This window comes from Nostoc sp., from assembly GCF_036917535.1.
Taxonomy (GTDB): domain Bacteria; phylum Cyanobacteriota; class Cyanobacteriia; order Cyanobacteriales; family Nostocaceae; genus Nostoc.
In genome coordinates, this window is record NZ_JBALDA010000057.1 from 85,759 (window position 1) to 110,939 (window position 25,181).

Here is a 25,181-nt window from a genome sequence, read left to right on the forward strand (position 1 = left end):
GGTGGTTGCTTCTCAGGCTGCCGCAAGGCTTGAATTTTAAGAATACCGAATGTATAAACACATTGAGTCTCTCAATTCTAGAATAAAAATCTTTGGCTACTTTTGACGGAGTGTTTACAATTTGGCATCTAGCAACATCTAAGCCGCTAGAATGAATACAAAAATACCAAGAGCAACCCAGAAGCATTAACAAGCTGATATAGGGTAAAGCTTATACTAATTAAGGAGTTGAAAAAACAGATGACACAAGCAATTGAAGCTCAACAACGCGGAATTCTGTTGAGCGAAGCCGCATTGCACCAAGTAAAATCCCTCCGGGACAAGCAAGGCACAGACTTGTGCTTACGGGTAGGAGTGCGTCAGGGTGGCTGTTCTGGGATGTCTTACATGATGGACTTTGAAGACACTAGCAAGATCACCCCTAATGATGAAGTTTTTGACTATGATGGCTTCAAAATTGTCAGCGATCGCAAGAGTCTGTTATATCTCTACGGTTTAATGCTTGATTACAGCGATGCTATGATTGGCGGTGGTTTCCAATTCACTAACCCCAATGCTAATCAAACTTGTGGTTGCGGCAAGTCATTTGGGGTGTAATATTGTCAGTTGTCATTTGTCCCTGGTTATTGGACAAAAGACAAATGACAAACGATCAATGACTAATGACTCATGATTAATTTAATATGACTCAAACAGTTGAATCCCTGTTTGATACAGGTTTAGAACGCTATAAAGCAGGAGAATCAGCAGAATCTTTAATCCCCGTGTTTAAAGAAGTGTGCGATCGCGCTCCTAAAACTAGTGCAGCTTGGGTTTGTTTAGCGTGGTTGTATCTACTCGATAACAAACCCAATTTGGCTTACAAAGCTGGACAGAAAGCAGTCAAGTTAAATCCACAAGATCCCCAGGCTAGAATCAATCTCGCCTTAGCAATGCTGGAAACAAAGCAAAAAGGTTTGCGGGAACACATTGACATAGCACAACAGTTGATATTTGTCAACGAACAATGGAATGATGAAATAAAAAATAATATTGAGGACGGTTTAAGTAGAAAACCAGATTGGCAGAGTTTAACAAAGGTCAAAAGTTGGCTGTTTGAAAAGTAGAGGATGGGGACTGAAAACTGAGAATTGGAGGTTAGGGACAACGAAAAGAAGGGAGAATTTATTGAAGTAACTCTCTAAGTTGTCTCTTCTCAATGCCCAATGCCCAATGCCCAATGCCCAATGCCCAATACCCAATACCCAATACCCAATCCAATTATGAAAGATAAATTGTTAAATTGGCTAAACATGGTTTTAGTCGCCGATGTTTTTTTAGTTTTGTTTGGCTTTGGCTGGTTAGCGATCGCTGCGATCGGTAATGCCGCAGGAGTAAACCTGGGTTTGGATTTATGGTATCAACTGTGGCAACCCTTGTTTAACCCAGCAATTGGCATCCTCATGGGTGGTGCCATTCTTAGCGGTATTATCAGTTGGGTTTCCAAAAAATTTATTTCTAGTCAATAGTCAGAAAATTAGGTATGGGGCATGAGGCATGGAGGATTGGGCATTAGGAAGAGACTTGGAGATAAGGAGAATTGGGGAGAAGGGGAACGGAAAGACTTGTTGCAAGTTCTAACTTTAGTCACCTTGTCCCCTTGTCCCCTTGTCCCCTTTGCTCCCCTGCTTTTCCACTCCCTCATCCCCACTCCCCAATCCCTTTTAACTAAGAATTTGTGTTAATGCCGATTGCAAATTAGGATATTTGTACTCAAAGCCTATTTGCATGGTGCGTTTTGGGATAACTTGCTGACCTTCTAAAACTACTATCGCCCCGTCTCCTAAAAGAGCTTCGATCGCAAAAGCAGGAACAGGCAACCAAGAAGGTCGATTCATCACTTTTCCCAAAGTTTGGCTTAAATCTGCCATTCTGACTGGGTTAGGGGCAGTGGCATTATATACATCTTCTATTTCCGGTTTAGTTAAAGCTTGCAAAATCAGGTTAACTAAATCGTCTATGTGAATCCATGAGAACCACTGCCGACCACTGCCAATAGGACCACCAGCAAAGAGTTTAAAAGGCGGAATCATTTTACCTAAAGCACCACCATTGCCCAAGACAATCCCAAAACGCAGAATTACCAATCGCACACCAGCATCTTTTACTTTTCTCGCCTCAGCTTCCCAAGATTGGCAGACTTGGGCAAGAAAATCGTTACCAGATAGACTGGTTTCATCAAAAGTTGCCGTTTCACTGGTGCCGTAGTAGCCAATAGCTGAAGCATTAATTAACACAGATGGGAGGCAGCGCGTTGCGGAGGTTACCTCCGTTGTAGCGACTGCCGTTTTGGAGTTAGCACTGACTATTGCTTCAACTATTTTTTGTGTACCTAACTTTCGGCTATTGAAGATTTGTTGTTTCCGTTCTGATGTCCAGCGTCCCTCACCAATAGGTTCTCCTGCCAAATTAACTACGCCATCACAACTAGCGATGACACTTTGCCAAGAACCAGATGCATTTGGTGTATAGGCAACAATTTCTACATTAGGGAAAGCCTCAGAAGGAAAAACCTTTTGAGCAAAAGTGGTATTCCGAGTTAATACTACTATTTTGTGACCTTCTTTGTGTAATCGTTGTATCAAACGACTACCGACAAATCCTGTTGCTCCAGTAATTGCGACTTTCATTTTCTACCTCAGCCAAACCTTTATTGTAAAGTTTTTAATCAAACTTTTAGCTTACCAAAGAAGGCAGAGGGCAGGAGACATGAGGCAGAAGGAAGAAAACATATTTTTTGCCCTCTGCCACTTTGTTTTAGATCAAGTAAATTTATTTATATTCCTGGAGCGTGTCTTAGACAAGAAAGAATAAAATATGTATTTCGAGCAGTAAAGTGCCACAAAAAATACTGCGTCCTTATTGAAACCCCGTTCAGCTGACACTCACGGAACGCCTAAATTTATTTATGGGGATTATTAATTTTGAATTTTGTTAGCGCAGCGTTAGCGAGTCCGCGTTCGCTTTTAGCGTCTCGTAGAGAGCGTCATTTTGAATTCCCCGTACCCCTGCGGGGAAGCAAGCTACGCATAGCGTCTCGCAGAGAAGGAGTTGACTGTATATCTGGTAGTACCGGATCTCAAAAACTTTGATTTTTTAATGACTTTATGTTTAGATACTTCGGTATTATAGGATGAACGCAGTGTTGCAAGGGTGGGGCTATTATGGCTCGCTATACCTGTTCATTTATTATTTCTGTTGCTAGTGACCATCTGTTGCCGTTACTTGTAGAACTTCTACAGGACTGTCAGTTGGATATTCAATATCACACGCCCGAATATATTATTGGTCGTGAAGTTCCTGGAAATGTTCCTTTTCCTAAATTGATAACAGTAGAAGTACTGATTGATAAATCAAAATCTACTGAAACGGAAACCCGGATGAGTATTGTGATTAAGAATGAAGAACTACCAATCCACTTAGATAATTACTGCCGACAAATGTTTGAGTTAATCAAGCAATCTATTGAAAGTAGCCGCCATTGGCATTTGATTGAAAGTATTGCAGGATAGATTTGGTGATTGAATTGATACTCCCACAGTTTGAAGCCGTGGAAGTGTCAGACTGTAATTGGTAGTTATAATTTACTCTCCTACTCCTCTAAATCCTCGGCCATACCAGGGTTTATTAGTGTAATGTCGTACTCACTCGAATCCGTTTGTCCTAAACGCTGAGTATTTCTTAAAAGGTAATAAATGGCACGTACTTGAGGCCCAAAAACGATCTCGTCTTCATTTTTAAGATCGTGGGCTGGTATTTTGCGTCCATTAATCATCAAACCGTTGGAACTAGGCTTACCTTTGGCATCGCCATCTACAATCCGGTAATAGTAGCTATGACTATTATGCTCTCGTGGCAATCTCACTAATGTGGCATGGCGGCGGGAGACAAACTGCGACATTAAACGGATATTACATTCGCGGTCTCTACCAATAGAGTAGACGGGGTGCTCTAGAGAAAATTCTTTGCGACCTTGATCGTCTTCAATAATCAGTAGATGGTTTTCATTGGTTTCTGCTGCCATTGACAAATCGGTGGAACTGTAATTGATTAAGATTTGTTTTGTATCGTATCTTGCCATTTTCGCGCACCATCAGTCTGTGGTGCTAATTTAAATAAGCTTTAAAATTGCATAATACCTTGAAAGAGTAGAACATGGCCGTTCTACTCCAGTAGCTATGATAGCTTTGGTAAGTGTCTCAAAAAGCTTTATGAACTGGTAAAAGTTGAATACCGACTCAGTTTAATCTACAGACGATGAGCGAATCGCCGTAATAATATTGAGTTGGTAACGACGCTAACAGAGCTAAAAGCCATTAATGCAGCAGCACCAGATGGGTTAAGCACAATACCCAGACTAGGGAATAAAACACCTGCTGCTAAAGGAATGCCAAGTGTATTATATGCAAAAGCCCAGAATAAGTTTTGGCGGATTTTATTGAAGGTGGCGCGACTAAGCTGAATAGATTCGACGACATCGTTTAGGCGATCGCGCATTAGGATAATTTCAGCAGTTTCCATCGCCACATCTGTCCCGGAGTGTAAAGCAATTCCTACATCAGCTTGGGATAAAGCTGGAGCATCGTTGATTCCATCTCCTACCATTGCCACAACTGAGTGCTGAGTGCTGAGTGCCGTTAGCGTCAGCGGGGCGTTTAGCCCGTGCTGAGTGAGAAGTGAGGAGTGAGGAGTTTTCTTTGTCCCCTTGTCCCCCTTGTCTCCTTGTCCTCCTTGTCCCCTTGTCCCTTCTAACTGGAGAGACTGTATTGCCGCCGCTTTTTTAGCTGGGGGAACACCTGCGATTACATCAGCGCTATCTAATCCTAATTGCTTGGCTATGGCGCTAGCTGCTTCTTGGCGATCGCCACTGAGCAACATTACCCGTAAGCCCATCTGACGCAACTTGTCTACAGTGGATCGGGCATCCGACCTGAGGGTATCAGAAACACCAATTAGTCCGGCTAAAGTTCCCCCAATTGCTACACAAACAACTGTTTTACCATCTGTTGCCAAATCCTGTACTAGCTGTTGTGCGGTTTCGTTAATGGCAATGCCGTGCCAACTCAACCATTCCCAGTTACCCAATAATACAACTATATCCTCTACCACAGCAGATACCCCTAGCCCTGGTTCCGTGTGAAAGTCTACAGCCTCTGGAATAGATAGCTGTTGCTGCTGTGCCTCTTGGTGAATCGCTTTTGCTAGGGGATGGTGAGTACCGCTTTCTACGGCTGCTGCTAGTTGTATTAGGGAGTAGCGAGTGGGGAATAGGCAGTAGGGTTCACTACTTCCTATTTGCCATTGCCCCTTATCCCCAGAGGGGGCCTCGAGTTCCTCATTCCTCATTTCCTCAATTAACAAACAATCTGTGACGATGGGATTACCTGTGGTGAGAGTGCCAGTTTTATCAAATACTACGGTGTTTAACTTGTGTATTTTTTCTAAAACGTCGCCACCTTTGATTAACAGCCCACGTTCTGCGCCCATAGCAGTCCCAACAAGAATGGCTGTTGGTGTGGCAAGTCCCAAAGCACAGGGACAGGCGACTACCATAACTGCGATCGCTAGTTTTAAGCTGATTAATAAAGGAGAGTGAGGAGTTGGTAGAGACGCGATTAATCGCGTCTGTACGGAGTGGTGAGCGTGGCTGATCATTTCCATGCCACCAGACATGGTAATATCAGTCCAAATATGAGTGCCGAAAAAGTACCAAAAGACAAATGTTAATACAGATGCTGTCAGCACACCGTAGGTAAAGTAACCAGCTACTGTATCTGCTAATTTCTGTACTGGGGCTTTCCGAGTTTGGGCAGCTTCTACTAAGGCAACAATTTGAGCTAGAGTTGTATCACTTCCAGTCCGGGTTGCTTGAATAGCGATCGCTCCTGACTGGTTTAGCGTCCCTCCTGTCACCGTATCTCCTGGTTTCTTGATTACTGGCACTGCTTCCCCAGTTAGCATTGATTCATCAACCGTTGTTTGACCAACCACTACTTCACCATCAACAGGGATTTTATCACCTGGCAGCACTTGTAAGCATTCACCGACACGCACCTGTTCAGCAGGAATCTCAACACTAGAAGAACCCATTCCGGCTTTCTCTGGGTTGGCAATCAATCGCGCTAAGAGTGGCTGGAGTGCTAGTAACTTCCTAAATGCAGCAGCCGCGCGACCTCTAGCTTGTTGCTCTAATGTCCTTCCTAAGAGAATAAAACCCAGCATCATTACTGGTTCGTCAAAGAAACATTCCCAACCCAATTGGGGAAAAAGCAGCGCTACTAAACTAGCAATGTAGGCTGTCAGCGTTCCCAATCCCACCAGGGTATTCATGTTAGGCGCATTTCGCCGCCAGCCCAACCAGCCATCTACTAAAATCGGGCGACCGGGAATTAACAGCGCTATTGTCGCCAGTCCACAGTGAAACCAGATGTTATTTAGCACAGGCAGCACTGAGCTACCAAGATTACCAAAATGTCCACTTCCCGACAATATCAGCAACACCGCAGCGATCGCTAACTGCCATAGAGAAGAACGCATTTCTCGGCGTTGTCGTTCTGCTGGGTCTGGTAAGGTCGGTATTTCACCTACTACTGTGCCACTAGCTTTTCGGGGTTGAGTCGGGAATCCAACGGCTGTTAATCGCTGTGCCAGTGCATCTGCATCTACCGCACCAGTTTCTGACTCTACAACTGCTACCTCTGTGGCCAGGTTCACACAGGCACTCTTAACTCCTGGATGTTGGGTTAGCTGTCGTTCTACTGCGTTCACACACCCAGCACACTTCATGCCCCCAACATCTAGAATAATTTTATCTAGGATTGGGTCAAGTTCTGGGGCTAGCTTGGTTTTCGGGACAAGTTGCATGGCTTGTGTTTAGATTCGCTACAGAAATTCAACGCCTGACTAAAAGCGTCTCTAATTCGAGCGTAGGCGAAATATGGAACTATGACTCAATGTCAACCATATTAAAATTATTAATTTATAAGAAAAATTCAGTACAACTGGGTAATGAGTATTGATTTAAATCCTGCCCCTTGTAAGTTAAAGCGAATTCACAGCTTATCGCCTTAAAACTCTATCCCATACCTACAGGACACTGCACGAACATCGGTAAAATATTCAAAATTATGAATTATGGCTGCTTTTTCTCGTACTTCGTTGAGCATCAAGATTATCGCTGCACTTTAATTCAACGTTCCAAGTTTTCAGATTTATCTCTAGAGTTCTGAATTTTGAATTTTAAATTTGGAATTTTTAATTCCCCTACAGGGGGTTGACAGTTCCAACGTCGATAAGTGACATAAATAATAGCTGCCACCTGTATTGGCGCGATCGCAATCAGGTTTTTTAAGAAATAGTTGATTTCCAAATGAGACATAACACTAAAATATCCTAAGCCTAACAAGAAGAACATTGCCCAGTTAAGCTGTTTAGGTTTGAGAATGAGCATATCAATAAAAATAAATATACGAGGTAGAAGTGCTGTATAACTTCTACTAAAGCTGAAGGGTGAAGCACAAGGGAAAAAGGATGTTGCTTTTGTGGCTCGCTGCCCTTTATCCCCGCACTTTTGCTACAATCCTACACTTAGAAGCCTGTGTTATACCAATTTGAAAAAAGAATACGACAGATACATACGGACATACCTTTGTTCTGTCTGGCTTTCTTAATGGATGAATTTTGTTAGCGCAGCGTAAAGCCTTCTCTTCTCTTTCAGAGACGAAGACAGCGAACGAGAGGCTTCGCCAACGGCATGGCAACTCTTAGAGACGCACTCGCGTTCGCTTAGAGCGAGTCCGCGTACTCTGTAAGAGTTGCAAGCTACGCTTTTAGCGTCTCGTAGAGAGCGTCATTTTGAATTTTGAATTGGTATTACCCTCGGCTTTCAGTAAGAAGACTATTCTTACACTAAAACCAGCCCTGCTTATTTTCAAAATAGGTGTTTACAAATCCTTCAGGGGATTTATTTAAGTAGATCATGCCTTCAATTAAACCTACAAGTTGCATAATTAACATGGCAACGCCGTAGGTGAAAGAACCCCCTACTACAGAAATCACTAACATGATAAAGCCTTCAGAAGCGTATCCTAAAATAAACTTATGAACCCCAAACGCTCCCAGGATAATGCCACAGTAACCAGCTAGAAGTTGTTTGGTAGGGTGACTGGGGTTGAGATTTGCCATATTAAGTGCTGCTCCTTGATAAGTTAGTATAAAAATAAAGTCTTTATTGTAATGAAAGCAAGTAAATCTATTTGCTTAATCAATAAATTTTTAATTTTTCAGTATGAGTAAGTCCCAAGATGAATAATTAAAATCAGCGTGCTTCTATTCCAGAGGAGACGCCAATATGTCTTGCAGTATAGGCAGATCTGGCGCTCCTTGATGGCTTTTGGTGGATTTGACGATCGCAAACCCTGGTGCAGCAGTTTTGCAGATTTTTAGCTCAGACGTTTATCTTGAGCAGAATCAATCTTAAATAATCAGCAAAAGCTGCTACATACACCACTTTTTACAAGTCCATCAGTATTATTTCCGGATTCTTTTGCGATCGGATGTGAAACGCTATTGCATCAATAGACAAGACAACTACGTGGCTAGTGGGAATCTAGAAGCGCAAGAGGCATCTTCCATATCTTTCTAACCGCTTTTTAGTTACCGATCCCCACTTCCATGAGCGCAAACCGGAATTGCATTCCAATTTATGACAACTAAAAATGGTTCAACAAGACAATTAACATCTCGAAAATGGCTAAAATCTACCTGAATGAGAATAAATGCTTAATTACATAGTTTGTTGTCTATGTTAATAGCATTCTTTAATTTGCTTTTGCCATTATCTTAATTGGGTTTTCAGCTAGTATTATATGGTTGTAACCAATTATCACTAGTAAATTGTCTCTACCTATGGAGATAAAATCAGATATTTCCGTTTTTGGCAACAGTACTATCATCGTATTAATTGCTACCTAAAACAAACAAACTTAATAGTGTACCACTATTCCAAAGGCTGTGGAGGAACATAGGAGCGAGGAGATTGCGCGATCGCGTGTAAACTACTCCTAACACAATGCCCAATGCGGTCAGGGGGAGAATTTCCGATAAGCTGAGGTGAGCGATCGCAAACAACAAACTACTGATCAGAATCGATCCCCACACGGGTAAGTAACGAGTTAGAGAGGGTAACAAAAAACCGCGAAATAGGATTTCTTCAAAAAATGGAGCTGCGATCGCAGCAGTAAAGAAAAATATACCAAGTGCTATACCATCTTGGCTTTCCAGCGCTAGTTGCAACAGAGGATTACTCCCACCCTGTCCTTGCCATAGCTGTTGATTAATCAAAGATACCAGCACAACTACAGGTAAAGCCGTGCAATAGCCTCCCAGTCCCCACAAAAACCAGTTATCTTGAAAACGGAAGCGAAACCAGAATTCTGGTAATGGAAAAAAGCGCTTGAGAGAGAAATACAGCACTAACAACGCACCTAATGCTACTAAGAAGTAACTAACCAAGACAGAAAATGCCTGAAGTCGCACATCCACAATGGGACGCGGGATGGGTAGCAGTAATATTACCAAGGGCACAAAAATTTGCCCCATAAAGAAAAAGCCGATGATAAAAACCTGCAAAACCGTTTCACCACCCCAAGGCGTTGACCAAGGGACATCAGCATTTTGAGCTAATAACGAGGCTTTTCCTTTCAACAAGCGTTGAGCAAATAATAAAATTAGCAGTATTAAACCAATTAAAGCTGCCAAAGTGGGAATAGTACCAATAACCGCCAATTTCAACACTGCTTGAGCAGAGGATTCTTGTTGTGCAGCTTTTACTGCTGATAACGCGTCTTGTCGTTGCTGAAGTTGGTATAATTTAACCAAAGCAGTAGAGCGAAACCAACCTTCTAAATTCTTTTGAATTGGTTCTTGAGCATTTGGAAGGATACGGGGAGGATTGCTCCACAGTCCAGTCAAGACAGCAGCGGTTTCCCCAAACCCTGGATTAATATCTGAGCGTTGTTGTAATTCGCTCCAAGTCTTGAAGGCTGTATCCCTCTGTTCTTGCTGTGCTTGTAAAATTCCCAAGCGCAGGTCTAATTCAGCCAGTAATTTTTGTAATTGATTAAAAGACTGTTGTAACTGTTGCTGTCCCTGTTTAGACGTTTCAATAGTGGGAGGAGCATCCGGTAGAGGTTTCGGAGGCGTGGGAGTTATTTCAGCTTGAGAGCGTAATTGTGCAAGTTTGTTGTTAACTTTGTCTAAATTAGCTTGAACTGATTGACGCGCCTCCTGATACTGCTTTGTAGCACTTTCTAGGGGTTGCTCACCAAGTATTGCTTCCCGAATCGCTTGGAGTTTGTCATCACTCTTATCTTCTGATTGCCAAGCTTGAGCTTGTAAAGCAATATTTGTTTGGTATAGTTCCAGGCGACTTTGAAATTGAGGTTCTTGCCAACTACCGAATAAAGCCGAAACTGCTAACAGAACTGCTATCGGCGTCATTATAAAAAATAAAACCAACCGCTTGATTGTCATCTATCCCCCTTTAACTGACCAGTGGAGAGCGCGTCCCCCTTGGGAATTATCGCAATAAAAAGTCAGAGGTGGATAAATATCATCAATATTATAAGATTATAAGTTTGCGATGAATGTGCGATGCCTGCGGTTCTTGCTAGCCTATGCACCCACAGTGTTAAATTACAGTAGTGTTCTCCCACCTTGAGGAAGCTGATAATCTTTGTTTTGAGCGATGAATCACTCACTACGAACTAGGATTTTATTTTATGTTTAATTATGTCTAGTTACTGAGTCTCAGCAGTCTAACTTAGTACAGCATTTCATAAATTCGTAGCGAATTAAATTTGGCAATACCTTGCAATGCCAATGCATCCCAATACAATGTTAACGCGTCCCTCTGCAATGCCATTGCATCCCGATACAATGTTAATGTGTGCCCCTACAATGCCATTGCATCTTGATACAATGTTAATGCATTCCCCTACAATGCCATTGCGTCCCCCTGCATTATAAACGCTACGCTTTTACGCAAAATTGTACTTAGAGGAATTCAGGATCGAGAAGTTGTTCCATAGTTAAAGGACACTCAAGGGGAAAAGTTTCTATTGGTTTTTGAGTCTCATTTGCTGCATCTCTACGGGCGCGGCGATAATATTTCTGTATCCACTCCCAGTCTTTTAGAAGGCGCTGCAAACTGGGAGTATCTTCCAAGCAATCTTGAATTTGGTTTCGGCAGTTTGAGATTGTGTTAACCCAACTTTTGGTTATGAACTCGGCAAAACTTGTCGTATTCTTGCAATGTCATCTTATCCATTACCTTCATCGCATATACAACGCAGTCACCGATATCTCTATCTCCAATTGGTGACTGTGTAGAACCAAATCCTAAAACCCAATCTCCAATAGACCTCTTGCATAAATGCTTAAATTGTCATATTAAGCGGAGCGATACATTTAGTGAGATTCTTCTCTCCACTGCGTTTCGCTCAGAATGACATACCTGATTTTGGGACTTTTGCAAGAGATCTAATGTTTGCTACTCGTCGGATTCTAGGCTTGCAAATTGCGAGAGTGCAAAGTTCCCAGAATGGGTTAGGAGCAGCACCGCTATCACAAGTTAGGCAGTAGGAGAAGAGTCTCATGAGTATAAAATTACTAAAGTATCTAACTACTACACTATGGCGTACACTGCGATTAAATACGCATATTTATGTATTTTTTGGAACTTTTAATTCACAAATAATGAAGAGTGAATAATCAAAATTTTAATCCTTCACTCTTCATACATCATTCTATATTTCTAAGATTCTCTTCCCGATGCCCAAGTATCACGCCATTTAACAGTACCTTCTTTGGCAATCACCCAGCGACGATTTACGAGATTTTCGCGCAGAGGCGATCGCCCTTCCCGCCACATGGCATATTTGTAAGCTATGAGATTTCCGGCACTTTCATTAAAGGGAATTTCAGCAAACCAAGTATTGGTGTTGATGTACTCTAAAGGATAGGCTTTGCCAATATCCCAGTTACCTAACTCTGGGCAATCTCCTGTGACTACAATAATTTCACCTGGTTGGGTTTCTACACCATTGAGTTGGACGCGGACAATTGTTTGTGCTTTTATCCGTTCGCCAACGTGGCTGAAAACAATCACTCCCCTTTCTTCTAGTACTAGGTCATAAATCTTGCCATCTTTTACCTCATACTTGTTGCGAGTCACCACGCAGGTATGTTCTCCATCGGGCAATTCTGTTTCTACTTCTGGTAAAGTAACTTCTCCTCCCCGGTTTAAAGCTACAAAACACACAGAGTCACGATAACGGCGTACATAGCAGTAAACATCCGGTGTTAAGTATTTTTGCCAATGGCTACCCATTGATACGGCTGGATTCAGTCGTCGTAAGCCAGACAGCAGCCTGATGCAACGATAAATCTCACTCTCAGTATCCCAATTTTCCATCATTGGGCGGTTATACGGGTCGTTACCGCCATCAGTATCGTTATGCAAATACTGTTCTGTGCCATAGTAAATGCAAGGAATACCGCGACAGGTCATAATTAAGGCGATCGCAACCTTCAACATCGCTGGATCGGGGTTCAGCGATTGGAAGCGGGACATATCATGGTTATCGATGAAGGTAATTAACTCTGTTGCCCCCTTGTAGCGATAATCCTGATCAAAAATGTATTGAATTGTTTGGAATCCCATTTCTGAACCTTGTCCCAGTGCGGCTCGAATTGCCACACACAACCCAAAGTCTAAAAGTGTCATGCCTGAGTGGTTAACAAATTCCACCGAGCGCTCATCATCTGGATTACTGTAAATCCATTCACCAAAAATAAATACATCTGGTTTGTGATTCGTCATCTCGCCAGTGAATTCTTGCCAAAACCAAATCGGCATGTGCTTGACAGTATCCACCCGCAGTGCATCCACACCCCGGTCTAGCCATTGTTTAATTGCTGACTTGATATACTCACGATATTCAGTATTATTTTCATTGAAAGTTGCTAGACCAGATAATTCACAGTTCTGCACTTGCCATTCGTCTTCCCAGTTTTGCACTTGGCCATAGTGGTGATACCAATTATTAGCATCATCATTGAAGTCAGCAATTTTGACACCATCATCATACAATTCACCTTTACTACCGCTAGTATCAGGTGTGCTATGGTTGCAGACAATATCCAGCACTAGCTTCATATTGCGCTTGTGCATTTCTGTAACTAACCGATCAAAGGTTGTATTTTTTTCTTCTTGAGTGGCGTTTAAAGAAGGGTTTTCTCCGTCAGCAATGTATCGAGGATTAAGCCGTTTAAAATCTTTTGTCCAATAGCCATGTATTGCTGCATTGCCAACAAATAACTCTTCCACCTGCTCGAACAGTGGAGTTAGCCAAAGAGCGGTAACTCCCATATTTTTGAGATAATCTAATTTATCGATGACACCTTGCAAGTCGCCACCCCAGTACTTACCCCAATCTTGTTTAGTTGGATCGTACAGTTCCGAGTTTGCACCTTCGCTGTTTTCTGAATCGCCATCATAAAAGCGATCAACTACGAGAAAATAAATTGTTTCCTGACGAAATTCAATATCTCTGGTGTAAAGGAACTCTAGAGCAATCTCAATATCTAACTGTTGCGGTTCTTGTATAAGAGCTTCTACGTTTTCCTTTGCAGGATCTACTTTATATTGATCTGGTGAAAACTGGGAAGGAGGGGTTTTTACCATAAAAAACTCAAAATTTCATGTAATTCACACTTATAGAACTAACAGTACAACGTTTTGAGTATTATGTGTTACTACAAACTTTCGGTATCGTGACATCCTGCCTACGGTGTATGTATCTATCGCTAGCTAGTTTATAATTCTATCGATAGATATAATTCATCTGCTGGAGGATAAAAATAAAGGGATATAGCAGTTATTTACAATAATTGCTCGGTCACAAAAATTTACATACAATATTTAATTAAATTGACATGCGGTAAATACTGAAGTTAGCTTCTCTTTAAATGTATATTAGGAAACAAATTGGAGAATATTCAACTCCTTGAAGATTAGTTGTGAACAAGCTTTTGTTACACCCAATCGATACAGAGTCAACCACGTATAAGCCAACTTTTTCTCTAGAAGATTCGCTCCATTGGTAAACTGACCATTGTCACTTTCAATCTGTTATTACTATCAAGGAATTAATTTAGGTAGCAATTATGACCAAATATGACAAGGTTTTTAACTCACCAAAGACATCAGAGGAATCACTAAGTCCAGAGGAAGCGGTGGCGGCGATCGCAACTGTGACTGCGATCGCTGATTCATTTATTGAAGAGGTAGATGCAGAAAGTTTAGCAGGTATCCTCTGGGAATTCGAGGTTTTTGAGGAATACTCAGAAGATGAAATTGCAGAAATAGTTGATAGACTCATCTCCATTGCAGAAGAAGAGGGAATTGGTCCCCTGTTTAATGCCGCCAAAGTATCTCTCTCAGATGAATTAGTGCTAGATGGTTTTGCTGCTGGGGTAATAGTGCTTTTAGACGATGAACTCACCATTCCTAAACCGAAACAAATCTATCTGAAAAAGCTACAAGCAGCTTTAGAACTTGAGGATGAAGAAGCAGAGGAAATCATCAAGGAGGTAATCGCAGCCTTTAAAGAAGCAGAAGATGAAGAATATACAGACGACGATGATGATGAAACAGTGGTCATCGAAGATTTTAGCGAACAGACATATCAATCTCCTTTAGGTAATTTTACCGTACCGATTCCGGTTGATCCACAGCAGGGTGGTAGAATTCAAAGCCAGGAAGGAGTAGTTGGCTTTTCTGATGACATCGGTACTTTGCTAAGAATCGATTATTATCCTTTCCCCTTAGAACAGTTAGAGGAATTGGAGTCTATTGGACAAGAAGAATATTTAGAAACAATTTTAGTAGAGAAGTATGTACCCCAAGCGATTTTTGCCAATGTACCAGATGCTTCTGTGGAGTATACCGAATATCTGAAAGATACTTTGCGAGGTGCTTACTACGTGTTAATAGATATGCCCAAAGGTTCCACAATTTCTAAGCAAGAAAATAATGGAACAGCAATCAGATTAGATGCATACCGGGGGTTGCTCACCTTTATCAGTGGTGAATTTTTATATATAGTTAGTAGTCAGCACAGCTTTCTTGACGGCGAAACTCCCGATTCCCTTGAAGAAGAAGCCGAAGACATCAAGGAGGGTATTTTAGAGTTTGTTGAGACTATAGAGTTCACCTAGTACAGCTTTGTGTAAAAGCGTAGCGTTTTTAATCTAGGGGAACGCATTAACAGTGCAAGCCGATGCATTAACAATGCAAACCAATGCATTAGGATTGCAGAGGATTGCAAAATTTAATTCCCTACAAATTACAGATGCAGTGCAATATGCAAACACGCCATTGCTAAATGTCTCAAATCGATTCATGCTCATTAATGACTTCATTGCTCTCAATACACTTGGGATAAGCCTTTTTTCTCTCCCTCTGCTCCCCCTGCTTCCCCTGCTCAACGAATAAATTTCCTTAACCCAAGCGTATTCTCATTCCTCTCCCTCCCAGCGCTCTGTGCCATAGATAAACTGGGATTGCTCTCCCAAAGCTTGACCGTGTTTCCATAGCTGCATTCCCAGCGCCAGCTGATTGTCTTCCCAAGTGGAGAGTGCTTTCAAGACATCCTGATGAGCTATGAGGGCATCGACAAGCGCGATCGCGTTTGCTGCCGCTTTTGAGGTACTTGCTGCGGTGTGCGGACGGGGGATGAACGCTGCATCTCCCACTAAGGCAATGCGATCAAAAGTCATTTGGGGTACACCCAGATCCAAAATGGCCTGCACAAACGGTTCTTTCGTTGCTGCCACTAGCTTTTGAAATGGAGTAACTAAGACTCGATTCGCATACGATCGCATCTCTTGTTCTACAGATGGCGCGATCAGACCGGGTGGAATCGAGAAATCTCGACGCTTGCCGTACTTATCAGTCAGAATGTGCGGCAATTCAGTTGTTTGATTGTAATTGACATACCATACCCAATTAAACCGACGTTCTCCCGGCACAAGCGATTCATTCTCGCCTGGAATAACGTATTGCAGGATGTGTGAATTGGGAAACTGATAAAACACAAAGCGCTTGGTAAAAATGGCAGCCGTTTCTCGGTCTAGCTCCCATTCATCGACTAAGCCGCGATAACCAACATAGCCTGCATACTGGGGTGTGTAGCTAGGCAGTAGCAATTGGCGGATGGTCGAATTTGGCCCATCGGCTCCTACCAATAAATCGCTTGTCTCACGCGTACCATCTACAAAGATGGCTGTCACCTGATTGCCGTTTTGCTCAATCTCGCTCAAGCATTTCCCTTGATGGTAATGCTCATCTGGAAACTGCCGCCGCATCGAAGTGTAGAGCAAGTTCCAGGAGGTCAAGGTTTGACGCATCGGCATTCGTTGAATGCTGCCATTCTGCTTCAAGTAATAGCGCTCCTGCGCCATGACACCCAGATTGTCCTGGAGAATGCCTGCGCGTTGAAATGCTTCAATCACATCATGCTGGAGCACAATGCCGCCGCCGCGACTGTCAAGCGTATGAGCCGATCGCTCATAAATATCGACCTGCCAACCAATTGATCGCAGCAGGGTTCCCGTAAATAGTCCCGCCAACGATCCACCGATCACAATGGCACGACGATCAGTAGCGTTCATCTATTTTCCTCCAGATATTGATTTGAATTGTGATGGCAACGAGCGTGATTAAGCGCTGGCTAATTCATTCACTGCTTGTTGCAAAGCTGCCAGAAATACTTCAACTGATTGCGCTCCAGATATGATTTCTCGACCAATGCGAATGGCCGGAACACCATAAACTCCTTGGGCGAGCGCTTGTTGTTCCAAGTCTTTGACTTCTAGAATTCCTGCTTCTGACTCCAGAAACGCCTTCACTTGAGCAGCATCAATGCCGATCTCTGCTGCCAAAGTTGCTAGAGTCTCAACATCACCAATGTTTCGACCTTCTGTGAAATAGGCATTAAGAATGCGGACAGCCATCTCAGTTGCTTTGCCCTGATTGCCTGCAAACCAAGTCAATCGATGTGCTTTTAGGGTGTTGGGTGTGACGCTCATCAAGTCGTAGCGGAAGTTAATACCATCAGCTTGTGTTGCCTGCACCGTTTTTGCGTCCAACCCTTGCGAGTATTCCCAACTGCCAAATTTGCCAGTGCGATAGGCTTTGCGATCCATTCCAGCTGCTGGCATTTGCGGATTTAACTCAAAGGGAAACCAGAGGTATTCAATCTCAACAGCAGAATTTAGTTGCACGATCGCTTGATTCAACCGCGTTTCTGCCACTAAACACCAAGGACAAATGAAATCAGAAGTGATTGCGATCGTCAGCGTCATCGTTGCCTCCTTTGAGACTGTTCTGCAACTGTTGATAGTTTCACTTTAATCTCATTTGAAAAGAATGTTAATCTACTAAATACGCTAAACATCTTTGCGTTTTATGCAATAATTAGTTTCGGGAGATGCGATGGATCAACTGGCAGCGATGCGATCGTTTGTCAAAGTCGTAGAAACTGGTGGCTTTTCGGAAACTGCACGGCAGTTAGAGTTAGCCGTCTCCTCAGTGACGCGCCAAATCAATTCCCTGGAAGCGATGCTGAACACTCAGTTACTCAACCGCTCCACGCGCAGCATCACGCTCACACTACAGGGGCAGAAGTACTACGACAAAGCCGTGCAAATTCTGCAAGATGTAGAAGAAGCCAACCTTTGTGTTATGGAACAGGGTGATATTCCGCACGGCACTTTGCGAATCAGTCTGCCTGTAACGTTTGGGCGGCTGCACATTGCTCCGATTCTGAGCGATTTTCTGATTCACTACCCAGAAGTAAAACTCGACCTCCAACTGAGCGATGGACTTGCAAACCTGGCAGAAGCCAATCTAGATGTGGTCATCCGCATTGGCAACCTTGATCGTTCCAATCCTAATCTAATGGTTCGCAAACTCGCGACCTACCATCGGCTGGTCTGCGGTAGCCCAGCCTATTTTAAGCAACAGGGTAAACCGAGTCATCCAAACGACTTAACTCAGCACAATTGTTTGCTGTTTGCTTATTCTACAAATCATCAAATCTGGCGCTTCCAGCGTCAGACAGAAGTGTGTGAAGTGAAAGTGAGTGGATCTCTAATAGCAAATCATTCAGAGGTGCTGCGTCAAGTTTGTTTAGATGGCAGTGGTTTGGTCTTGATGCCAACCTGGTTGATCGGTGAAGATATTAAAGCTGGACGATTGCAGGCAGTGTTGTCTGATTTTCAAATTTCTCCCCAAACTGATCAAGATACAAGCGTTTATGCATTGTATTTACCCAATCGTAAGCACTCGCGACGTGTTCAAGTGTTCATGGATTTCTTGATTCAGCAATTTGGTAATCCGCCCTACTGGGAGACAAAAAGTTTGGCTTGTGGCACTTTCTACTCAGACAATTGACTTGAGTATCCTTGTATTCTCCCATTAGCTACACCCGTTCTAAATTCAGTGTCCATAACTGATCAACTCATCTGATGTACATTTGGAAAGGGCGATGTCTGACGACAAGCCCAAAGAAGAGAGGAAGTCTTTGGCTTTGCACTGGGTGTATACACTTGTAATTTTTCATGACAATAACCCTGCTGAACAATCGCTATCAAGTTATTCAGGTAATCGGCGCTGGTGGGTTTGGCGAAACCTTTCTAGCAGAAGATGTCCACATGCCTTCTCGCCGTCGCTGTGTAATCAAGCAACTAAAACCGATAACCAATAATGACCCGCAAACCTACCAACTTATCCAACAACGGTTTGAACGGGAAGCAGCAACCTTAGAGTATTTGGGTGAAAGTAGTCACCAAGTGCCTAAACTCTACGCCTACTTTTCTGAGAACGGGCAATTTTACCTTGTCCAAGAATGGATTCATGGCCAAACCCTGACAAAAATTGTCGAAGACAAAGGATTTGAGAGTGAAACTGCTGTTCGGCAAATTCTCTTAAGTCTGCTTTCAGTCTTAGATTATGTTCACAGTAAAGGCATTATTCACCGGGATATCAAACCAGATAACATTATTCTGCGTTCTGCTGATGGCAATCCAGTTTTAATTGATTTTGGTGCAGTCAAAGAAACAATCCGTTCTGTGGTGAATTCTCCAGGATACCCCACGCGATCGCTTATCATTGGTACGCCCGGATATATGCCTAGCGAACAAGCCGTTGGCCGCCCAGTTTACGCCACTGATATCTACAGCTTGGGTTTAACGGCAATTTATCTGCTGACTGGTAAACACCCACAAGAATTACTAACCGATCCCAAAACTGGGGAAATACTTTGGCAGCAGCACGCCTCTAATGTCTCTTCCCAATTGGCGGCGGTACTCAATCAGGCAATTAAGCCTCATGCTGGCGATCGTTACAGCACTGCTAGTAAAATGCTACATGCCTTACAATCTGCTAGTAATATACCTACTAAGTTAGCTACAAATACTTCTACAGTCAGTTTTTCTCCCACTGCATCGACTCGACAAACACAGCCATTATATTCACCACAAAACAATTCTGCGATTCCACAGTCATCTACTTCTGGGAACTGGCAAAAATCTACTGTGATTGTTGGTAGTTTGCTGATAGGCGGCTTGATTGGTGCAGTAGCAATTCCTAGCATCATTCGTCAGCAACAACCAGAAACAACTATTGGTACAAATCCCACGCCATCGCCAGAATCTTTTCCGACTTCTGCATCTACTGAACTGCCCGTTTCTTCCCAAACTTCTCCAGTTCCAGTTATCCCTAGCTCACCACCACGACAGCGACCAACCTCTAATCCCCCAGCTGTATCCAGACCACAGCCAGAAAAAGAGCCTGTCACTTCAGATACTCCAGCACCGATAGCAGTATCGACACCACAGCCAGAAACAAAAAATGAGGCAAGCGCAGTTCCCAAACCAGAAGTTCGTTCCACAGCACAAAACAGCGATCGGCCGCCTAGTAAATTAGCTACCACTAGCCAAAGCATTCCCGCATTTCCTACAGGTACGTCAAGAAGCGCCGTAGAAGCTACCCTCGGCAAACCAAATCAAGATTTAAGGGGCGCATGGGGCAAGACTCGTGCTGTCGTTTACAAATTAGTGCCCAACAAAATTGACCTTGGCTACTTATTTGATCGTAATTCTAAAGTGCTACGTCAAACTGAGGTATCTTTTGCCCAATCAGTAGACCCACAGGTAATGGAGACTACTTTAAATGGAATGTTAGCAGGGCAAACCACTGAAGAAATTAAGCAGGGACTCAAACAGGTACAACAGCGTCAATCTGATAATTTTAGTTTTACGAATGGCTCTATCAAAGGCCAAATTATCCGCCAAAGATGTGATTTTATTTACATCAGTATTTGGGATGTAGATTTACATGATTTTGTGAATCCATCTACAGCAAAACAATGTTAATTTTCTGAGAAACATTGTTCTCAAAAGTTAGATTTTAAATTTAGCAACTATGCAGCTTACTTGTTTGCTACTCCATGAATTAGGCAACAGATGTAGAAAGGAAGGCTATCCGATTCACAAGCGTGGTCTCACAAATTACCTGAGACTTTACTTACTAGGTCTACCCTGGTTGTACACCGTGAAGTCTGGCCTTCTATTGGGCGTTGGAGAGGATGCCGCTTTCATTGCATCAAAGATCGTGGCTCAAAAGCAGAAGAAGAAATTTTGGATTAGTAAAGCAGGATGAATATGAATGTGTTATTCGATATTAAAATGGCTTTTGCAAAGCTTTGTATTCTAGAAGACAGATTCAGTATTCATATAGTCCTTAAAAAACTGGCTTTCTTAGGCTACAATCAACATAATTTCGGTCTTACCAAACACAAAAACCAAGTTTTTAGAGTTAGTGCATTTGTTTTCTAGGTTTTGTAATTAAACCCATGAAAATCTGTCTTTCCTGTGCCCAATGCCTAATACACCATCCCCCATCCCCATTTTCAAAACTGAGTTTTCAATTCTTAATCTTCATAAAGTTATAAATACCATTATTAAGTTTTTAATAATACTTGTCTCAGCTTCTACATTCATGTCGTAAAGTGCGATCGGAATTGTGTAATCTGAAGATAGCAAAGCTAAATTATTCAATTGAGGTCTGATGACTCCTATAATTATGCGTCAGCTTTGGTCAGTGGTTGAAACTGCTCAAGCCAAGCTCCTTTTACAACTGGATGATGCTAGCTTGGTACAGTGGTTAGTGAAACAAACCGAAACGCAAGTGTTGTTAGATTCTAACGAAACTGATTTTCTTAGCCACTACATTCAATCTCGACTAGCCCTCATACGTGATATTGCCCATGAACGCCAGTGTTCATGATGCCTACGGCAGGCTACGCCAACGCAAAATCAAGATAAATATATTGCTCGTCAAGTGTTATTACTGTTGACTATTAGCTTTTTGGGAAAAATAACCTTCCACTAAGCAGTCAGAGCCTACTACACGCCAAGAAACACGTTCTAGAGACAACGCCTCAGTCATGGTAGTAAAACCTAAATCGCCCACTGGTGTGGGAGCAATACTACCGCCAATGATTTTTGGGGCAATAAATGCCAAAACTTTTTGCACTGCTCCTTGAGCGATCGCACTAGCAGCTAAGGTTCCACCACACTCCCACAGCACGCTACAAAAACCCCGCTCATATAGGTACGCCATTGCCTTATCTGGTGTAAGTGATGTTAATTCCACCACCTCCACCCCCTGCTTGAGCAACAGTTCCTGGAAATCGGGATTAGCACCCTTCTGTGTCAACACCAAAGTTGGAGCATCCGCAGTTTGCCACATATGGGCATTTTCCGGTAAGTTTAGGTGGCGACTCATCACCACCCGCAGGGGATTATGTGCCCCTACTTGATGGCTGGTTAAGTAAGGATTATCTTGTCGAACTGTATTACCACCGACAATTATGGCATCGCAAGCCGCCCGCACTAGATGTACTTCACTGCGGGCTTCTTGACTTGTCACCCAAGCGCTATGACCAGAGGTAGTAGCAATTTTACCATCTAAAGTCATAGCATATTTTAAAATTCCCAAAGGTCGTTTGTAGAGAATGCGATGCACAAAAGCTTCGTTGAGTTTTTTGCAAGCTGCTTCTTCTACTCCAACTAACACTTCTATACCTGCTGCACGTAAACGAGTAATACCACCACCAGCTACCAGTGGATTCGGGTCTACCATACCCACCACCACCTTTGCCACTCCCGCATTGATTAAACCTTCAGAACAAGGCGGAGTGCGCCCGTAGTGGTTGCAAGGTTCCAGACTGACATAAACTGTAGCATCACGAGCGCTCTCTCCTGCTGCCCTCAAAGCAAAAACTTCAGCATGAGGTTCACCAGCACGGGGATGAAACCCTTCTCCCACAATTTCCCCATCTTTGACAACCACCGCACCCACTAACGGATTTGGCGAAGTCCGCCCTAAAGCACGACGAGCCAGTTCCAAACACCGCAGCATCATGCGGGAATCAAAGTCACTTCCTATCCTTTTCTCAGTCGAATCCACTGGAAGCGTATTTTCCAGAGTGTAATTAGGTAGAGATGCATCTGCTTGAGCGATCGCAGGGGAATTATCCATAATTTTGGGTAACATTCTCAATATTTTCCACGCTAGCTGCTCTTTTAGGCGATTTTTTTACAGTAATATTTAGGTTTTACTTTTGGTGATCTTAACTTACAGCAATTTTGGTGTTACTGATTGAAAGTATGAATGAGCCTCACGTATAGACGCAAAGCGGCTTACCGTAGGGTAGATACAAAGAATTGTTTGTCATTCTTATCCCTCTCATTCCCCAGTCCCTAGTCCTTTGGAAATCTAGCAAACGCGGCGGTAGCTTATCTACAATCGAATTATCCCTACACTCAAGCCGCAATTCCCCTGAATATGGAATTAAATTTCCGCTTTTCAGAAATTAATCAAGTTATTGTCAGACTTGACCACTAAGAAACCGACAGACTAAATTTTACATCCCCCTTAATAGCAGAAGATTTGGAAGATATTCGCTGGTATTTTGAAGTCTATGCCAATAGTTACACTGCTGATGTGGATAATCAACGGGCAAAGCGGGTAGAATTTTTGCGATCGCATTTCTGTTTTAGGCTCATACAAGGGACTTCCAACTAAAAAAATACCCATCGCTTTGGTGAGCAGAGAAAGCTGTTCTTGCGCTCTTGAAGCAGAGGAGCAAGAATCTAATGATCGTCTTCGCTTACAAAATTGAATAATTTAATTTCTGGAAGTCCCCAATCTGGGTATTTTTGTAATTAATATTCTTTAAAGGTACATGATTCGAGTTCAAAAGCTGGAAGTTGCACCTCAAAACGAGAACGTTCCTGCTCAAAACAAGAACGTTCTACCTCAAAACGAAAACGTTCTACCTCAAAACAAGAACGTTCTACCTCAAAACGAAAACGTTCCCACTCAAAACGAGAACGTTTGCACTTAAAGCTCGAATGTTGCTGAATAATCATAAGGGCACAACAATGTTGTGCCCTTACCTTGGTTTATTGAATTGCAAAGTGGTGTTTTTCTTAATCCCGGCTACACCGGAAAACTTGTTGGCAAAGCTATTTTAAGATTGCTCCAATAATTTCATCCGCTGCCACCAACTATTCAGGGGATAATAAACTACAGGTGCCCAAAGACTGCTGAGAATGGCAGAAGCTAGAGCGACACGCTGGTAATATGTCCAAATATCTGTCACCTTGCGCTCATTGCCCAGCAAAGTTAATTGCAACCCAAAGATAGTTTCTGCCAAAACTGCCATCACAAAGACAATTACAGCAATCGAAATAAAATCTTCTTCGATAAAACGCTGTTTCTGGAGCAGAGCAGTTAAAGCCCCCACTATACCTAAACCGATGGCATGAGTGGGATTAGTTGATGTCATTGAATCTTGAAGTAGCCCCAGAACTATACCTGCCAATGCTCCGGCAAACACCGTGCGCTTCACACTCCAAGCTACCACCCAAATTAACAGCCAGTTAGGGCCAATTCCTAACAATTCCATACCTGGGAATCGAGTTGGTAATAATAGTAAACATAATAGTACAGAACTAGCCGTCACTATCCAACCAAACAACTGACGTACACCGGGATGCCAACGAGCAAGCGGCTGGATTCGGAATTTCGATTTTCGCTGTGACGATTTTGGCTTTTTCTGCCTACTACCACCAAATGCAGGAATCTTCATTTTTCTATGGATTTTTTCAAAGAATTTACTTAGACTTTTGCGGCACTTGATTTGCTGACTCTTGGTTTTCTGGCTTGGGATAAACAGCTACCCAATCGAGAGAACGGATTGGCGGAAAAAGCTCAATTTTCGCCACTGATGCCGGAAGTTTCTTTAAATCCAGCGACTTAATTCGTCCTACTGCCAAACCGGAGGGAAATTTCTGACTATAAGTAGATGTGGAAACTAAATCTCCTATTTTGACATTTGGAACTTTTTCATAAAACTCCAGCACTGCTTCAGCAGAAGAATCTCCTCGCAAAACGCCTTTAGCTGCTGTGCGGCTAATCGATACACCCACTTGACTCTTCAGGTCACTGATTAACAACACGCGGCTAGTATTGGGAGTTACACTCTCTACCAAACCCACCAATCCGCCCTCTGCTTTAACTATGAAGCCTTCCTGAATCCCCGTATTTGCACCGCGATTCAGCGTAACTTGTTGCCACCACTGGTCAGCACTACGTCCTACTACCCGTGCTGGAATTGGCCGTGATGCTAGCGGCTCTTTTTCCACATAGCCTAATAAATCTTGTAACTTTGTCTTTTGATTTTCCAAATCTACTATACGGGTTTGCAATTCCATTATCCGGGCATCTCTAAGACGTTCTTCTGGAGTTGGCCCTGACTGCAATATCTCTAATGGACGGGTAATTGCCTGGTATGTCTCAAGCACTAGTTCACCTTGAGTCTGTCGCAATATCCAAGCACTACCAACTACTAAAGCTAACAAGCCAATTTGCAACCCTTTACGATCCCACCAGCGCCGTATTGTCACCATATATACCTGTATGTACTTATATAAATTAAGTTCTA

26 protein-coding genes are annotated in these 25,181 nt (G+C 42.8%); 10 read left to right on the plus strand and 16 right to left on the minus strand.

Going from position 1 to position 25,181, the window contains the following annotated elements:
• Positions 1-240: 240 nt before the first annotated feature.
• The 3 genes from V7K56_RS18920 (at position 241) to V7K56_RS18930 (ending at position 1,508) form a co-directional block, all read left to right on the plus strand.
• The gene (locus V7K56_RS18920; RefSeq protein WP_334912447.1) at positions 241-597 is read left to right on the plus strand and encodes a HesB/IscA family protein; all 357 of its coding nucleotides are present in this window, start codon (positions 241-243) and stop codon (positions 595-597) included.
• Between the two features lie 86 nt (positions 598-683).
• Positions 684-1,106 (plus strand): tetratricopeptide repeat protein, encoded by a 423-nt coding sequence (locus V7K56_RS18925; RefSeq protein ID WP_334912449.1) that lies wholly within the window; start codon positions 684-686, stop codon positions 1,104-1,106.
• A gap of 156 nt (positions 1,107-1,262) precedes the next feature.
• Positions 1,263-1,508 carry a hypothetical protein gene (locus V7K56_RS18930; protein WP_334912507.1) on the plus strand — a complete coding sequence of 82 codons (246 nt, stop codon included), beginning with the start codon at positions 1,263-1,265 and terminating at the stop codon, positions 1,506-1,508.
• Between the two features lie 195 nt (positions 1,509-1,703).
• Here V7K56_RS18930 and thyD read toward each other — a convergent pair whose 3' ends face one another.
• Complete coding sequence (gene thyD / locus V7K56_RS18935) at positions 1,704-2,669, minus strand: thylakoid membrane protein ThyD (protein ID WP_334912451.1); 966 nt, start codon at positions 2,667-2,669, stop codon at positions 1,704-1,706.
• 534 nt (positions 2,670-3,203) lie between these two features.
• On the opposite strand from thyD, the gene V7K56_RS18940 reads away from it, so the two are divergent.
• Positions 3,204-3,551 carry a hypothetical protein gene (locus V7K56_RS18940; protein WP_334912453.1) on the plus strand — a complete coding sequence of 116 codons (348 nt, stop codon included), beginning with the start codon at positions 3,204-3,206 and terminating at the stop codon, positions 3,549-3,551.
• An 80-nt stretch (positions 3,552-3,631) separates the two neighbouring features.
• Here V7K56_RS18940 and V7K56_RS18945 read toward each other — a convergent pair whose 3' ends face one another.
• From V7K56_RS18945 to V7K56_RS18975, 9 genes are all read right to left on the minus strand, one after another.
• Positions 3,632-4,120 (minus strand): FHA domain-containing protein, encoded by a 489-nt coding sequence (locus tag V7K56_RS18945; RefSeq protein ID WP_334912455.1) that lies wholly within the window; start codon positions 4,118-4,120, stop codon positions 3,632-3,634.
• A 167-nt stretch (positions 4,121-4,287) separates the two neighbouring features.
• On the minus strand, positions 4,288-6,903 hold the full coding sequence (locus tag V7K56_RS18950) for a heavy metal translocating P-type ATPase (RefSeq protein WP_334912457.1): 2,616 nt from the start codon (positions 6,901-6,903) through the stop codon (positions 4,288-4,290).
• A 325-nt stretch (positions 6,904-7,228) separates the two neighbouring features.
• Positions 7,229-7,417: a hypothetical protein gene (locus V7K56_RS18955; protein ID WP_334912459.1), complete on the minus strand. Its 189-nt coding sequence runs from the start codon at positions 7,415-7,417 to the stop codon at positions 7,229-7,231.
• Positions 7,418-7,947: 530 nt separating this feature from the next.
• Positions 7,948-8,223 (minus strand): TM2 domain-containing protein, encoded by a 276-nt coding sequence (locus tag V7K56_RS18960; protein WP_334912461.1) that lies wholly within the window; start codon positions 8,221-8,223, stop codon positions 7,948-7,950.
• A gap of 774 nt (positions 8,224-8,997) precedes the next feature.
• The gene (locus V7K56_RS18965; RefSeq protein WP_334912463.1) at positions 8,998-10,572 is read right to left on the minus strand and encodes a CPBP family intramembrane glutamic endopeptidase; all 1,575 of its coding nucleotides are present in this window, start codon (positions 10,570-10,572) and stop codon (positions 8,998-9,000) included.
• Positions 10,573-11,094: 522 nt separating this feature from the next.
• Positions 11,095-11,322: a DUF29 domain-containing protein gene (locus V7K56_RS18970; protein WP_334912509.1), complete on the minus strand. Its 228-nt coding sequence runs from the start codon at positions 11,320-11,322 to the stop codon at positions 11,095-11,097.
• Positions 11,303-11,458, minus strand: coding sequence for a hypothetical protein (locus V7K56_RS37150; protein WP_442940103.1), 156 nt, complete (start codon positions 11,456-11,458; stop codon positions 11,303-11,305). Before V7K56_RS37150 ends, V7K56_RS18970 begins: the two co-directional genes overlap by 20 nt.
• Before the next feature lie 82 nt (positions 11,459-11,540).
• The gene (locus tag V7K56_RS37155; protein WP_442940102.1) at positions 11,541-11,696 is read right to left on the minus strand and encodes a hypothetical protein; all 156 of its coding nucleotides are present in this window, start codon (positions 11,694-11,696) and stop codon (positions 11,541-11,543) included.
• A 158-nt stretch (positions 11,697-11,854) separates the two neighbouring features.
• Positions 11,855-13,786 carry an alpha-amylase family glycosyl hydrolase gene (locus tag V7K56_RS18975; protein WP_334912465.1) on the minus strand — a complete coding sequence of 644 codons (1,932 nt, stop codon included), beginning with the start codon at positions 13,784-13,786 and terminating at the stop codon, positions 11,855-11,857.
• 482 nt (positions 13,787-14,268) lie between these two features.
• Here V7K56_RS18975 and V7K56_RS18980 point away from each other — a divergent pair, with 482 nt between their 5' ends.
• Positions 14,269-15,321 carry a hypothetical protein gene (locus tag V7K56_RS18980; RefSeq protein WP_334912467.1) on the plus strand — a complete coding sequence of 351 codons (1,053 nt, stop codon included), beginning with the start codon at positions 14,269-14,271 and terminating at the stop codon, positions 15,319-15,321.
• 52 nt (positions 15,322-15,373) lie between these two features.
• On the plus strand, positions 15,374-15,598 hold the full coding sequence (locus V7K56_RS18985; RefSeq protein ID WP_334912469.1) for a hypothetical protein: 225 nt from the start codon (positions 15,374-15,376) through the stop codon (positions 15,596-15,598).
• Positions 15,599-15,621: 23 nt separating this feature from the next.
• On the opposite strand, the gene V7K56_RS18990 is transcribed toward V7K56_RS18985, so the two are convergent.
• Both V7K56_RS18990 and V7K56_RS18995 read right to left on the minus strand, forming a co-directional pair.
• On the minus strand, positions 15,622-16,776 hold the full coding sequence (locus V7K56_RS18990; protein WP_334912471.1) for an FAD binding domain-containing protein: 1,155 nt from the start codon (positions 16,774-16,776) through the stop codon (positions 15,622-15,624).
• Positions 16,777-16,824: 48 nt separating this feature from the next.
• Complete coding sequence (locus tag V7K56_RS18995) at positions 16,825-17,469, minus strand: DsbA family oxidoreductase (protein ID WP_334912473.1); 645 nt, start codon at positions 17,467-17,469, stop codon at positions 16,825-16,827.
• A 130-nt stretch (positions 17,470-17,599) separates the two neighbouring features.
• Between V7K56_RS18995 and V7K56_RS19000 the strand changes: the two genes are divergently transcribed.
• The 3 genes from V7K56_RS19000 (at position 17,600) to V7K56_RS19010 (ending at position 21,454) form a co-directional block, all read left to right on the plus strand.
• Positions 17,600-18,559, plus strand: a complete 960-nt coding sequence (locus V7K56_RS19000; protein ID WP_334912475.1) for a LysR family transcriptional regulator — start codon at positions 17,600-17,602, stop codon at positions 18,557-18,559.
• A gap of 167 nt (positions 18,560-18,726) precedes the next feature.
• Positions 18,727-20,541, plus strand: a complete 1,815-nt coding sequence (locus V7K56_RS19005; RefSeq protein ID WP_334912477.1) for a protein kinase domain-containing protein — start codon at positions 18,727-18,729, stop codon at positions 20,539-20,541.
• 694 nt (positions 20,542-21,235) lie between these two features.
• Complete coding sequence (locus V7K56_RS19010) at positions 21,236-21,454, plus strand: hypothetical protein (protein WP_334912479.1); 219 nt, start codon at positions 21,236-21,238, stop codon at positions 21,452-21,454.
• A gap of 60 nt (positions 21,455-21,514) precedes the next feature.
• Here V7K56_RS19010 and ribD read toward each other — a convergent pair whose 3' ends face one another.
• Positions 21,515-22,711 (minus strand): bifunctional diaminohydroxyphosphoribosylaminopyrimidine deaminase/5-amino-6-(5-phosphoribosylamino)uracil reductase RibD, encoded by a 1,197-nt coding sequence (ribD, locus tag V7K56_RS19015; protein WP_334912511.1) that lies wholly within the window; start codon positions 22,709-22,711, stop codon positions 21,515-21,517.
• Positions 22,712-23,122: 411 nt separating this feature from the next.
• Between ribD and V7K56_RS19020 the strand changes: the two genes are divergently transcribed.
• A complete protein-coding gene (locus tag V7K56_RS19020; RefSeq protein ID WP_334912481.1) occupies positions 23,123-23,257 on the plus strand; it encodes a hypothetical protein in 135 nt (44 codons plus the stop codon).
• Between the two features lie 140 nt (positions 23,258-23,397).
• Here V7K56_RS19020 and V7K56_RS19025 read toward each other — a convergent pair whose 3' ends face one another.
• The 3 genes from V7K56_RS19025 to mreC form a co-directional block, all read right to left on the minus strand.
• Complete coding sequence (locus V7K56_RS19025; protein WP_334912482.1) at positions 23,398-23,604, minus strand: hypothetical protein; 207 nt, start codon at positions 23,602-23,604, stop codon at positions 23,398-23,400.
• A 101-nt stretch (positions 23,605-23,705) separates the two neighbouring features.
• Positions 23,706-24,326: a rod shape-determining protein MreD gene (mreD, locus tag V7K56_RS19030; protein ID WP_334912483.1), complete on the minus strand. Its 621-nt coding sequence runs from the start codon at positions 24,324-24,326 to the stop codon at positions 23,706-23,708.
• A 25-nt stretch (positions 24,327-24,351) separates the two neighbouring features.
• Positions 24,352-25,146 (minus strand): rod shape-determining protein MreC, encoded by a 795-nt coding sequence (gene mreC / locus V7K56_RS19035; protein ID WP_334912484.1) that lies wholly within the window; start codon positions 25,144-25,146, stop codon positions 24,352-24,354.
• Between the last annotated feature and the right edge of the window lie 35 nt (positions 25,147-25,181).